This is a genomic window from Arthrobacter sp. Alg241-R88, from assembly GCF_900537115.1.
Classification (GTDB): domain Bacteria; phylum Actinomycetota; class Actinomycetes; order Actinomycetales; family Micrococcaceae; genus Arthrobacter.
On the sequence record NZ_UNRG01000004.1, the window covers coordinates 169,589 to 183,020 of the forward strand.

9 protein-coding genes are annotated in these 13,432 nt (G+C 64.3%); 8 read left to right on the forward strand and 1 reads right to left on the reverse strand.

Annotation, left to right across the window (positions count from 1 at the left end):
- Positions 1-34: 34 nt before the first annotated feature.
- Positions 35-583 (reverse strand): NUDIX hydrolase, encoded by a 549-nt coding sequence (locus G6R19_RS11490; protein WP_240341843.1) that lies wholly within the window; start codon positions 581-583, stop codon positions 35-37.
- Between the two features lie 159 nt (positions 584-742).
- Between G6R19_RS11490 and G6R19_RS11495 the strand changes: the two genes are divergently transcribed.
- The 8 genes from G6R19_RS11495 to G6R19_RS11530 all read left to right on the forward strand — a co-directional run bounded on the left by G6R19_RS11495 (position 743) and on the right by G6R19_RS11530 (position 13,332).
- Entirely contained in the window at positions 743-2,248 is a 1,506-nt protein-coding gene (locus G6R19_RS11495; RefSeq protein ID WP_163164997.1) for a CCA tRNA nucleotidyltransferase, read from the forward strand.
- Entirely contained in the window at positions 2,245-2,829 is a 585-nt protein-coding gene (locus G6R19_RS11500) for a histidine phosphatase family protein (RefSeq protein WP_163164999.1), read from the forward strand. The genes G6R19_RS11495 and G6R19_RS11500 overlap by 4 nt, the downstream gene beginning before the upstream one ends.
- An 832-nt stretch (positions 2,830-3,661) precedes the next feature.
- The gene (locus G6R19_RS11505; RefSeq protein ID WP_163165307.1) at positions 3,662-5,125 is read left to right on the forward strand and encodes a glycosyltransferase 87 family protein; all 1,464 of its coding nucleotides are present in this window, start codon (positions 3,662-3,664) and stop codon (positions 5,123-5,125) included.
- Positions 5,118-6,566, forward strand: a complete 1,449-nt coding sequence (locus tag G6R19_RS11510) for an NAD(P)/FAD-dependent oxidoreductase (RefSeq protein ID WP_163165001.1) — start codon at positions 5,118-5,120, stop codon at positions 6,564-6,566. The genes G6R19_RS11505 and G6R19_RS11510 overlap by 8 nt, the downstream gene beginning before the upstream one ends.
- Before the next feature lie 78 nt (positions 6,567-6,644).
- Positions 6,645-8,633 (forward strand): penicillin-binding transpeptidase domain-containing protein, encoded by a 1,989-nt coding sequence (locus tag G6R19_RS11515; protein WP_163165003.1) that lies wholly within the window; start codon positions 6,645-6,647, stop codon positions 8,631-8,633.
- Between the two features lie 92 nt (positions 8,634-8,725).
- Entirely contained in the window at positions 8,726-10,408 is a 1,683-nt protein-coding gene (locus G6R19_RS11520) for an ATP-binding cassette domain-containing protein (RefSeq protein WP_163165005.1), read from the forward strand.
- 171 nt (positions 10,409-10,579) lie between these two features.
- Positions 10,580-11,776 (forward strand): MFS transporter, encoded by a 1,197-nt coding sequence (locus tag G6R19_RS11525; RefSeq protein WP_163165007.1) that lies wholly within the window; start codon positions 10,580-10,582, stop codon positions 11,774-11,776.
- Between the two features lie 59 nt (positions 11,777-11,835).
- The gene (locus G6R19_RS11530) at positions 11,836-13,332 is read left to right on the forward strand and encodes a bifunctional phosphatase PAP2/diacylglycerol kinase family protein (RefSeq protein ID WP_163165009.1); all 1,497 of its coding nucleotides are present in this window, start codon (positions 11,836-11,838) and stop codon (positions 13,330-13,332) included.
- Positions 13,333-13,432: the final 100 nt, after the last annotated feature.

The following is a 13,432-nucleotide window of genomic DNA, read 5'->3' on the forward strand; positions in this document are numbered from 1 at the left end:
TTATCACCGCAATACCGGCCCCGGCAATGCCGCCCTAAAGATGTTCTGGCAGGACTTCGCGTGCCAGGTCGGCGATGCGGCGCTCATTGGGAAAGGACAGTTTGCGGGCGAGTTCATGGATGGGAACCCACGCCACGTCCACTGCTTCCTGGTCCGGATCGTTCTCGATGGTCAGCTCGCCGCCGGTGGCCCGCAGGAGGTAGTGATGGACCGTTTTATGTACGCGGTGGCCACTGACGGTAAACCAGTAGTCGATGCTTCCCAGGGGCGCGAGGATGTCACCTTCAATGCCGGTTTCTTCGGCGATTTCACGGACCGCGGCCTGCTCGTTGTTTTCCTTGCCCTCCGGATGCCCCTTGGGCAGGCACCATTCCAGGCGTCCGCCGCGGTTAAGGCGGGCGATGATCGCCACCCTCAGTTCGGCGTCGGAGGTGTCCACGACGACGCCGCCGGCAGAGACTTCCTCGACAGTAGGCAGCGAAGCCGGTGCCGAATGCTGGGCAGGTGCAACGTGCGCACCGATTGCCGATGGCAACGGTGCGTTTGTCCTCCTGCCTGGAGCGCTCGGTACTGGATGGGCCATGGAGTCCACTCTAACGACTGTTGCCCGTTCGTGATGACCGGAACATGACATGAACATGGACTGCATATGACGCGCTTTGCAGGCGCCGCACGGAATGAGCAGGATCTTGACAGCATTTTGGCCTGCGCGCCCGCTGGTTTCTGACAAGCTTAAGTAACTATGGCGCACCCACATCACAAGACTGAATCCCACACCGTTGATTTCCAGGTGGACCCGGTGGTCCTGGAGCTCGGCCAGCGTTTTGTGGACGCAGGCCACGAGCTCTCGTTGGTGGGCGGTCCCGTGCGTGACCTTTTCCTGGGCAGGACCTCCCCGGACCTGGACTTCACCACTGATGCCACGCCGGACCAAACGGTGGCCCTGATCAAGAAGTGGGCGGACAACTTCTGGGAGATCGGCCGCGCCTTTGGCACCATCGGAATGCGCAAGGCCGGCTTCCAGATCGAAATAACCACCTACCGTGCCGAGGCCTACGATCCGGAGTCCCGGAAACCGGTGGTGGCGTTCGGCTCCTCTTTGACTGACGACCTGCTCCGGCGGGACTTCACCATCAACGCCATGGCCCTGAAACTGCCTTCCCTGGAACTGGTGGATCCGTTCGGCGGCGTACGCGACCTGCACGCCTCCATCCTGGCCACGCCGGGGGCTCCGGAAGCGTCCTTCTCGGATGATCCGCTGCGGATGATGCGCGCCGCCAGGTTCGCGGCGCAGTTGGGTGTCTCCGTTCACGATGACGTCCGCCAGGCCATGACAAGGATGGCCGAACGGATCACCATCATTTCCGCCGAACGTGTACGGGACGAGCTCACCAAGCTCATCTGCGGCCGCCGCCCCCGGGTGGGCGTGGACCTGCTGGTGGACACCGGCCTGGCCGAGTTCGTGCTGCCGGAAGTCTCCGCCCTCCGGCTCGAATCGGATGAGCACCACCGCCACAAGGACGTCTACCAGCATTCGCTGCAGGTGCTGGAACAGGCGGCGGAACTGGAAACGGACGCTGACGGCGCCGTGCCGGCGCCGGACTTTGTGCTCCGCTTCGCAGCATTGATGCACGACGTCGGCAAGCCGGCTACGCGCCGTTTTGAACCGGGCGGCGCGGTGAGCTTCCGGCATCACGACATGGTGGGTGCCAAGCTCACCACCAAGAGGATGAAGGCCCTGCGGTTCGACAATGACACCATCAAGGCCGTTGCCCGCCTGGTGGAGCTGCACATGCGCTTTTACGGTTACGGCGACGCGGGCTGGAGCGACTCCGCGGTTCGCCGCTACGTGACCGACGCCGGGCCGCTGCTGGAACGGCTGCACCGGCTGACCCGCTCGGATGTCACCACGCGCAACCAGCGGAAGGCCGAGCGGCTCGCTTTCGCCTATGACGACCTCGAGTCCCGGATCGCGTCGCTGCGGGAACAGGAATCGCTGGATTCGGTGCGCCCGGACCTGGACGGTGCCCGGATCATGGCCCTCCTGGACCTCAAACCTGGCCCTGTAGTGGGCCGCGCCTATAAGTTCCTGCTCAATGAGCGGATGGAGCACGGGCCCCTGCCCACCGAAGAAGCGGAAGCCAGGCTGCTCCGCTGGTGGGCGGAGCAGCCTGAATCTACACCTGCCGAACCTGGGGCCGGAACGCCTCCTGCCGCCGTCGACCTTTCCTCCAAGGAGTCCAAGTGACCAATCCTGCCCTTGCCCCCCGCCCCCAGCTTTGGATCCTCCGCCACGGCGAGACGGAGTGGTCCAAAAGCGGGCAGTACACGGGACTCACAGATTTGCCCCTGACTGTTGAAGGCGAGCAGCAGGCGGTGGAGGCCCGGAAGGTGCTGGACCCTGTCGATTTTGACCTGGTGCTGACCTCTCCCCTGAGGCGCGCCCGCCGGACGGCGGAACTGGCAGGCTTTCCGGACGCCCAGCATGAGCCCCTCGCCGTGGAATGGAATTATGGCGATTATGAAGGAATCAGCTCGGACTTGATCCGGAAAGACAACCCCGATTACCTGATCTGGACCCACGGCGTGCCCAACGGAGAGACGCTGGACGAGGTGGCTGCCCGGGCGGACAAGATCATTGGGCGCGTCCTGGAATCCGGCATGGACAACGTCCTCATTGTGGCCCACGGGCACTTCTCCCGGATCCTCACAGCCCGCTGGCTCGAATTGCCGCCCACCGAGGGGCGCCACTTTATTCTCGGAACCGCGAAAGTGTGCACCCTGGGCTGGGATAAGAGGACTCCGGCAATTGTCCGGTGGGGCCTTTAATAGCCTTTTCCGAGTTTCTTTAGAAAGTTTCACGAATTAGGTAGCGGTGCACTGTAATCGTGGTGTACTTTTATTCCTGACCCCAGAGCGTCCTGCCGGGGTCGTGGCGTTCGTTGCCAGGCCACTCAGCTGAAGCAACGGCAGAGCAGAAAAGGAGGTTGGGAAAAATGATTACTTTGACTAGCGGACGGAAGACAACCATCACCGCGGACCCGGCCTCTGATGCTTTTGCGCGCCCCTTTCCAGGGTTCGCCGGCTCTTAGCCGCCGCCCCTGCCGCCGGTGCTGAGACCGGCTGCGATGTTTCGGGTGCATCAGGCACCGTTATCCGCACCCTTGCATCTTTCACGGGATAACCAGCTAACCCATTAGCCCGGCAGTTTTCTTCTATTGCCATCGGCAGCTTATGGGCTTTGTGCTCCCTTCCCGCGGGTTCTAATTACTTATTCATTCCCGGGTATTCCTATGCCCCAAAACCGGACATTTCTTTATGGCGGGGATTGGGGGCTTATTTGTCGCGCCCAGTTTGCGGGCCAGTCAGTTCGAAAGGAGGTGATCCACAATGATCAAGAAGCTTCAGAAACTCCTGTCTCCTTCACGCGGGAGACGCAGCAGCCGCAGGCAATTCAACCGCCCTCTGCTGGAGAAACAACGGGAAGATGTATTCCTCCTGATGCACCAGCAGTTGGGCGGTATGCGCTAATGGCCCGCTTGATCTGCAGGAGAAGATATGGGCGCACATGAGTGCCAGTGCCGGAGCCCACGCGGCGACGCGTGGGCTCCTCGTGGGCACTCTTCCGATGGTGTCAGGCAGCAACGGTAAGCTCGATGCCATGGAGGAGACCCAGCCGCCGGAGCACCGAGGGCGGACGCGCCTCGTAGTTCCCAGCCGCAGTGATGTCCTGCTGCGCAACTTCACCGAAGCCATCGGCGGCCCCCTCGGAGCCAGGGCCGCACCGGGCATCGTCTCCCCCGGCATCTTCACCGTTGAACGTGTACTGATACTGCTCACGGTGCTGGCTGCCCTTGCGGGCATCCTGGTCAAAGGGTATTGCCGCGTCAACGGCTGGGAATCCCCCACGCAGTTCTACGCCACCTGCTATTCGGATTTCCCTGAGCTTTTTCGGAACCGTGGACTGGCAGAGGGAACCGTACCCGTCCTTGGTGCCGGGAGCCAGTTTGAGTATCCGGTTCTGATCGCCCTGATCGCGGGTGTCACGGCATGGCTCGTTCCCGGGGCAGGGATATCGGATTCGCGTGTCCTGGGCTACTTCGACCTCAATGTTGCCCTTCTGGCCGCAGTTACTGTGGTCACGGTCCTGGCCACCGCGAGAATGTCCAGCCGGCGGCCCTGGGATGCCGCCATGGTGGCCTTGGCCCCGGGCATCGTGCTGGCCGGCACCATCAACTGGGATCTGTGGGCGGTGGCCCTGCTCGCCCTGGGCATGTACTTCTTCTCGCGGGAGCGGCTGGTGCTTGCCGGGGTCTTCATCGGGCTGGGGGCGGCGACGAAGCTGTATCCGCTGCTTGTTATTGGCGCGTTCCTGCTGCTTGCCATCCGGACTGGACGGTTCCGTCCCTTGCTGGTGACGGCGGGCTCTGCCGCCGCCTCATGGCTTGCCGTCAACCTGCCCTTCGCCGCTGCCAACCCTGCCGGGTGGGCCTACTTCTTCCAGTTCAGCGTGGACCGCGACGCCGGGTACAGCTCGCCCTGGTTCGCCTACAACCTCGTGGCGAACCGGCTGCAATGGACGGAACTCAGCCCGGCCGCCGTCGACCTCTTGTCCCCTGGCCTTTTTCTCCTGTCCTGTGTGGCCATTGCAGCTGTTGCCCTGACCGCCGGCCGCCGCCCCCGCCTCGCCCAACTGGCCTTCCTGATCGTGGCGGCGTTTATCCTTACCGGCAAGGTCTATTCGCCGCAGTTCGTGGTGTGGCTGATTCCCCTCCTTGCGCTGGCGCGGCCGAGATGGCGTGACTTTTTGATCTGGCAGGGAATCGAGGGCCTGCACTGGGCAGCAGTGTGGATGTACCTTGGACAAGTGACCAGCGCAGGCTCTTCCCAGCACAACCTGGATATGCCTTATTACGTCCTCGCCGTCGCGGCGCACATGGCGGCGGTGGGTTACCTTATGCTGCGCGTGACCTGGGACATTTACAACCCGGACTACGACCCCATCCGCCGGCATCATCTTGATGATCCCCAGAGCGGCCCCTTTGCCGGCGCGCCTGACTGGCTCCGGTTGAACCTTAGAGGGCGATCTAACTCCGTACTGCCCTGGAAGGGTTCCAATGCCTGACGTAGCGGTAGTGGGCGCCGGGCCGAACGGGCTTGCAGCGGCGGCGGTCATGGCGCGGGCCGGGCTGTCCGTGGAGCTCTTCGAGGCAGGCAGTACCATCGGCGGCGGGACCCGGACCAGCGAACTGATGCAGCCGGGGCACTTCCACGACATCTGCTCCGCGGTTCATCCGATGGCAGTGGCCTCACCATTTTTCAAGGCCTTCGAACTGTCCCGCCGGGTAAACCTGATAACCCCCGACCTGTCCTACGGATCACCGCTGGATGGTGGCAGGGCCGCCCTCGCCTACCGGTCGCTGGACCGGACAGCTGACGGACTGGGCCGCGACGGTGCTGCTTACCGGCGGCTGCTGGCACCTCTCGTGGACCACATCGACGAGATTATGGACTTCACCCAGAACCAGCTGATCCGCGTCCCCCGCAACCCGTTGGCGGCAGGGCTGTTCGGATTGAGGACCGTGGAGCAGGGAACCGGACTGTGGAACGCCCGGTTCAAGGAAGACTTTGCACCGGCCCTGCTGGCCGGGGTTGCCGCCCATGCCATCTCCCACCTGCCCTCCCTCGCTGCGTCCGGCGCGGGGCTGATGCTGGGGGCGCTCGGGCATGCGGGTGGCTGGCCCATCCCGGAAGGAGGGTCGGCCGCCATAGCTGCCGCCCTGGCGGATGACATCCTCGCCCATGGGGGTGTTATCCACACCGATGCACCCATCGACCAGCTGGCGGATCTGCCGTCCGCGCGCACGACGTTGCTGGACGTGGCCCCGCAAGGGTTGCTGAACATGGCCGGTAACGCTCTTCCCGCCCGGTACCGGGGGGCGCTGGAATCGTTCAGGTACGGAAATGGCTCGTGCAAAGTGGATTTCATCCTCTCGGGACCCGTGCCGTGGACGGCACGGGAACTGGCCGACGCCGGAACGGTCCACCTGGGCGGTACCCGGGCCGAGGTGGCCCGCGCTGAGAACGAGGTCAGCGCGGGCAGGCACCCGGAGCGCCCGTACGTCCTGGTGGCGCAGCAGTCACGCTTCGACTCCGGCCGTGCACCCACTGGACACCACACCCTGTGGGCCTACTGTCATGTCCCCTCCGGATCGACGCGGGACATGACGGAAGCCATCACTGCACAGCTGGAGCGGTTCGCGCCGGGGTTCCGCGAGCTTGTAGTGGAGTCCAGGGCGATTACCGCTGCCGGGCTGGCGAAGTACAACCGCAACTACGTCGGCGGGGATTTCAGCGCGGGCACCATGGACATGCTGAACCTTGTCCAGAGGCCGGTCGTGTCGCCGGTCCCATGGCGTACACCCTTGCGCGGCGTCTATCTGTGTTCTTCCTCCACCCCGCCAGGGCCGGGTGTTACCGGCATGCCGGGGTACCACGCTGCGAAGTATGCACTTCAGGACATGTTCGGTCTTTCCGTCCCGGCACTCGGGCTGGCCGCAGCGTAGGCCTCCAGCTCCCGTCTCCGGCGGCTCGGAAGAACGCAACGTGCCAAAGTGACCCCAAAAGCGGGGGATAATGGCGCGATGGGGATATCAACAAAACTTTCTTTGGGCATCGCTGCCGTCATTCTCGGAACTTCGCTGGTTGCCTGCGACGACGGCAGGAGCGGAGCTGAAGCGGCTGCGGGGCAGTTGGCCGCGGCAGTAGCCGGACTGGATGTGGGCTCGGTGCCCTTCGATGGCAAGGATTCCGCAGCTGCAAATGACCAGCTGAAAAAAGTTTTTGCGGCACTGGATCCCCAGAAGCCCGCCGTCGAAGCAGGCGAACTGGCCCTTGACGGGGACAACGCCTCTGCACCCCTGAACTACACCTGGAACTTTGGCGGCGCCGAGTGGAAGTACTCCGTCTCGGCCAAATTCAAGAAGTCCGGGGACAAATGGCTGACGGTCTGGGATCCGGCCACCCTGGCGCCGGACCTGGCCGACAGCGAGATCCTGACTAAAGGCTCCCAGTCTCCGCAGCGGGCAGACATCCTGGGTGCCGGCGACGTACCCCTGGTGACATACCGTCCCGTGGTGAATGTGGGTATCGACAAGCCTCAGCTTGGCGCCGGGGATCCGGTTGATTCCGCCACCAAGCTTGCAGCGCTCGTCGGAGTGGACCCTGCCGCCTACGTCCAGCAGGTCCAGGCGTCGGGTGCCGAGGCCTTTGTCTCCGCGATCACCCTGCGCGAAGAAGGCCGCACCATCACCAATGAGCAGATTGCGGCGATTCCAGGGGCCCGTGCCATTCCGGCCTCCATGCCGTTGGCCCCCAACCGCACCTTTGCCCGCGCCGTCCTCGGCTCGGTGGGCGAGGCCACGGCCGAGCAGATCGAGGCATCCGGCGGCGAGCTGACAGCCGGTGACGTCACCGGCGTCGGCGGCCTCCAGCAGCAGTACGACGACCAGCTCAGGGGGACGGACGCCGTCGTTATCCGTGCACAGCGCGCCGACCTGACGAGGGAACAGATCCAGTCCGCCGCAACCGATCCGCGCCGGGTGCTTTTTGAGGTGAAGCCCACGCCGGGAACCCCACTGAAGACAACCCTGGATCCCACGCTGCAGTCGCTGGCCGAGAGCACGTTGGAAGGCGTGGAGCCGGCCTCTGCGATTGTTGCGCTCCGGCCTTCAACCGGCGCTGTCCTGGCGGCCGCCTCCGGTCCGGGGAGCAACGGCTACAACACAGCAATGCTGGGTCAGTACGCGCCCGGCTCCATCTTCAAGATGGTGGATTCACTGGCGATGTTCCGCAACGGGCTGACCCCTGAGTCGAAGGTCGAATGCACACCCACGTTGACGGTGGACGGACGGACTTTCAAGAACGCGGAGGGGTATCCGGAGGGCTCATTGGGTTCAGTGACGCTCCGTGACGCCTTTGCCCACTCCTGCAATACAGCCTTCATCGCCGCACGGGACACCGTTTCGCAGGGGCAGCTTGAAGCAGCCGCCATGGCGATGGGCCTCGCCGTTGAGGCACCGACTCTCGGCGCCGCCGCCTTCCTGGGATCCGTCCCCGGAGAGGCCGCGGGAACTGAGCACGCCGCTTCGATGATCGGCCAGGGAAAGGTGCTGCTGTCACCACTGGCCGCCGCCATGATGGCCGGCTCCGTGGCCAAGGGTGCGCCGGTAGCCCCGCAGCTGGTGTTGAATCCCGACGCCGGTGCCGCTGCCGAGGGAACGACCAGCGGCTCCACTGCGCCCGCGGCGCAGCCCTCGGCCACGGCCACCGCGGAGGCTCCGTCCCAGGCCTCCGAGAATCCCATCACGGCCGAGGAAGCGGCGTCCCTGGCCGATATGATGCGGGCCGTGGTGACATCCGGCCACGCAGGTTTCCTGTCCAGTGTTCCCGGTGCCCCGGTTGGAGCCAAGACCGGCACGGCCGAGTTCGGCAAAGAGAATCCGCCAAAGACGCACGCTTGGATTGTGGCCGTACAGGGTGATCTCGCCGTTGCAGTTTTTGTGGAGGATGGAGGCCTGGGGGCAACAACCTCCGGGCCGCTGCTGCAAAAGTTCCTGACCGCCGCGGGCTAGAGTTTTTGTCCAGATATGCGGACTTCCAGGCCGGGTAAGCCTGCGGATCTGGACAAAAATTCGGGTGGGCGCGCCGTGGGAAGATGGAATACGTGGCCCATATTGACGTTTCCGGTATCGATTACTTCCTTTCCGACGGCACCCAACTGCTGAACGGCGTGACCTTCAAGGTTCCGGACGGCACCAAAACGGCCCTGATAGGCCCCAACGGTACTGGCAAAACGACCCTGTTCCGGATCATCGCCGGGGATCTGGTTCCCGACGAAGGCGTGATCGGCCGCTCCGGGAACATGGGCATTATGCGCCAGTTCGTGGGCCAGGTCCGCGACGGCTCCACCGTCCGCGACCTGCTGGTCTCCGCGGCCCCGCCCGCCCTGGCAGCGGCGGCCCGCGAGGTGGACGACGCCGAGCTCGCCATGGTGGAGCACGACGACGAACCCAGCCAGATGCGCTATGCCCAGGCCATCGTCGACTGGGGAGACGCCGGAGGCTATGACGTCGAGACCGTCTGGGACGAAGTGTGCATGGCCGCGCTGGGACTCCCCTTTGACCGCGCCCAGCACCGCCCGGCGTCGAGTCTTTCCGGCGGTGAACAGAAGCGGCTGGTGCTGGAAGCGCTTTTTGCCAGCCCGGATGACCTGCTGCTGCTGGACGAACCGGATAACTACCTGGACGTGCCGGGCAAGCGCTGGCTTGAGGACAAGCTGAACGAATCGAAGAAGACGGTGTTCTTCATCAGCCACGACCGTGAACTGCTGAACAACGCAGCGGGGCGCATCGTCACGCTGGAGCCCGGAATCAGCGGCGCCGGAGCCTGGGTTCACGGCGGCGGGTTCGGCTCCTACGTGGACGCACGGGCGGACCGCAACGCCCGCTTCGAGGAACTCCGCAAGCGATGGGACGAGGAGCACATCAAGCTCAAGGAACTCGTCAACATGTACAAAAACAAAGCCGCGTTCCGCTCCGACATGGCCAACCGGTACCACGCAGCCCAGACCCGCCTGGCGAAGTTTCTGGAGATCGGGCCGCCCGAGGCACTGCCCATCGAGCAGAACGTGCAGATGCGCCTCAAGGGCGGGCGGACTGCGAAGCGCGCCATCGTGGCGGAGAAGCTTGAACTCACGGGGCTGATGAAGCCGTTCTCCACCGAGGTGTGGTTCGGGGACCGTGTAGGTGTGCTGGGGTCAAACGGTTCGGGTAAGAGTCACTTCCTCCGGCTGCTGGCCACGGGTGGCACCGACCCGGAGCGGGAGCACCTGCCCGTGTCCGACGTCGAAATCGCCGAAGTGCCGCACGAGGGCACTGTGAAACTTGGCGCCAGGATCCGCCCCGGGTTCTTTGCCCAGACGCACGTCCGGCCCGACCTGCTGGGCAAGACCCTGCTGGAAATCCTGCACCGCGGTGACGAACACCGGTCCGGGCTCGGCCGTGAGGCAGCAGCCGGGGCGCTGGACGGTTACGGGCTGGCGGGGCAGTCGGAGCAAAAGTACGAGTCCCTGTCCGGCGGGCAGCAAGCCAGGTTCCAGATCCTGCTGCTGCAGTTGAGCGGTGCCACCCTGCTTCTTTTGGATGAGCCCACGGACAACCTGGACCTGCACTCGGCCGAGGCACTCGAACGGGCAATTGACCACTTTGAGGGCACAGTCCTGGCCGTGACCCACGACCGCTGGTTCGCCCGGACCTTTGACCGCTTCCTGGTGTTCGGATCGGACGGCAAGGTGTACGAATCAGCCGAGCCGGTGTGGGACGAGAAGCGCGTGGAACGCGTCCGCTAACCGAACGCTCTCTCACTTCCTGCACGTTTTTGGCCAACGCTCTCGCACGGCTGGAAGAGCGTTGGCGGAAATGCCGCATTAAATGAGAGAGCGTGTTGATGTCACCAACAAACAGTTCAGCCCCGAAGAACAACGACGACTCGATGACAATTCTGTGGAAGTAGTGAATGTATGAGCTTAAATACCGGAACGGCACAGCAAGCTGGCCTGAAAGCAGCGGCAGTTGCCACGTTTGTTGTCTTCGGCATTAACGGCCTGGTTTTCGCCAGCTGGGCAGCCAGGATCCCTGCGGTCACCGAGACGCTGCAGATAACCTCCGGCCAAATGGGCACATTGCTGCTCTGCACCGCCATCGGCTCTTTGCTCGCCCTGCCTACGGCCGGCTGGGTGGTAGGCAGGATCGGCACGGCCAACACCGTGCGTTTCGGCGGGTTGGTGGCCTCGGTGGCCGGGGCGGCTATTGCACTGTCCCTTTCGATCGCTTCCATTCCGGGCACAGCAGTCGCTTTGTTCTTCTTTGGCATAGCCATCGGGCTTTGGGATGTGTCCCAGAACCTTGAAGGGGCCGACGTTGAACACAAGCTGCGGCGGACCATCATGCCCCAGTTCCATGCTGCATTCAGTGGCGGAGCTTTCGTGGGTGCACTGATTGGAGCAGGGCTGTCGAATCTGGACGTCGGATTGCCGGTGCATCTGCTGGTTATCGTGGGCATCGTGCTGCTGGTGACGATGATTGCTCCCCGCTACTTTCTTCCGCACATCACGTCACCAACACCGGCGGATGGCGAGGCTAAGCCTGCCAAAGGCCCTTCGGCCTGGCGGGACAGCCGGACCTTGCTCATCGGCGTCGTTATCCTTGGCGCCACCCTGACTGAGGGTGCGGGCAATGACTGGATTGCGAAGGCCTCCGTTGACGGCCTGGGGACGTCCGAGTCCACCGGCGCCCTGATGTTCGCCCTCTTTGTCCTGGCCATGACAGCGATGCGTTTCCTGGGCGGCCGCGTCATCGACAAATACGGCCGCGTTGCTGTGCTCCGGGCCAGCATGGCGGCAGCAGCCGCCGGTCTTTGCCTTTTTGTGCTGGCCGGGAATGTGTGGCTGGCTGCCGTGGGCGCGGCACTCTGGGGCGTAGGAGCAGCCCTGGCCTTCCCGATGGGAATGTCCGCTGCCGCCGATGACCCCCAACATGCGGCAGCAAGGGTTTCTGTTGTTTCCACCCTTGGGTACACCTCCTTCCTGGCCGGGCCTCCCCTGCTGGGATATTTGGGCGACCTGACGGGAATCCACTTCGCGCTGCTGGCGATCCTTGCACCCATCATCGTGGCGCTCCTGCTCGCCGGCGCCGCCAAGCCGCTGAAGGTCACGTAGGGTCCTCCCGGGAGTGCTGCACCCATCGCCGCCAGGTGCGGCGGCGGTAGGGTGAGGTCATGCAGAGGAAATGGCGCCGGGGCCATCAGTGGATCAGCCGCACGGACAAGTACCTTGTACGGCATGTATCAAAGCTGCCAGGTGGAAACCATGACGAGTTCTTCCGACGGCTGTCAGCATCTGCAAACCACGGAAAACTGTGGATGGGGATTGCCGCCGTCCTGGCCACCATCCCGGGCAGGCCGCGCCGCGCCGCACTTCACGGACTGATCGCGCAGGCAGTTGCCTCCGCAGTGACCAACGGAGTGTTCAAGACCCTGCTGCCCCGCGCCCGTCCGCTGCCGGAACACCTTCCTGTGTTCCGGTTCGTGCATCCGCAGCCGAAGAGCTCCTCCATGCCGTCTGGTCACTCGGCTTCAGCGGTGGCGTTCGCCGTAGGGGCAGGGCTGGTCAAGCCGTCACTGGGGGCGGCGCTGGCTCCTGCCGCGCTCGGGGTGGCATACTCCCGCGTCCATACGGGGGCACACTGGCCCTCGGATGTGCTGTTCGGTTCCGCGATCGGTGCCGGTGCAGCGCTGGTCACGAGGCGGTGGTGGCCCGTCCGCCCGTCGTTCCCGCAGACAGCAAGAACCTGGACCACTGCGCCCCAACTGCCCGAGGGGGAAGGGCTTGCGATTGTAGTCAATACTTTGGGTGGTTCCTTTACCAAGGAGACGGCTGCCGCGCTTCAGCAGGTATTCCCCAAGGCGTATATAAAAACCGTGCAGCCGGACGATGATCTCTGTGCCGCAATCAGCGAGACGTCAGATCGTCCCGGGACCCTTGCCCTGGGTGTCTGGGGCGGTGACGGAACGGTGGGAGCGGCGGCCACTGCCGCCGTCGAGCGGTCACTCCCGCTGCTGGTCCTGCCCGGCGGAACCATCAACCACTTTGCCCGGGACGCCGGAACGGGGAGCCTGAAAGAAGCCTTGGCAGCCGCGTCGAAAGGCGAAGCTGCCCTGGCGGACATCGGGGCCATCACCGTGGAGCGCGGCCTGGCCGGAAAACCCGAAAAGGCGGAAGTGACCATGCTCAACACGTCCAGCGTCGGCCTGTATCCCAACTTCGTCCGGCGGCGCGAACAGTTGCAGCCGGCACTGGGAAAGCCCCTCGCCGGAGTGGTGGCAATGTTCCGGACGTTCGCGGCGGGCACTCCCACCACCCTGACCGTGGACGGCAGGCTGCACAGAGTGTGGATCGCCTATGTGGGACGGGGCCGGTACTATCCCCGCGACCATGCCCCGTTGCTGCGGCCGGTGATGGACGACGGCGTCCTCGACATCCGCATGATCACGGCAGATGAGTCCTTCGCCCGGTTGAGGTTGCTCTGGTCCGTGCTGACCGGCACGCTGGCCACCTCACGCATCACCCATCTGTCCGAGGCCAAGGAAGTGCGTATCGAAGCGGGCGGAGCACCGATGGTGCTGGCTGTCGACGGCGAGGCGTTGGCCGGCGTCCGCAGTGTTGAGTACAGGGTGCGGCCCCGGGCTCTTGCCTACTACTCCCCCTGTCCCTGACGTCGCCATCCCCTGATGGTGGCCGCGCCTCATCCAGGGGGACTACCCCGGTTTACCCCTGAATCATCCCTGAGACCGGCGAAAACAGGCCTGCGCCTCG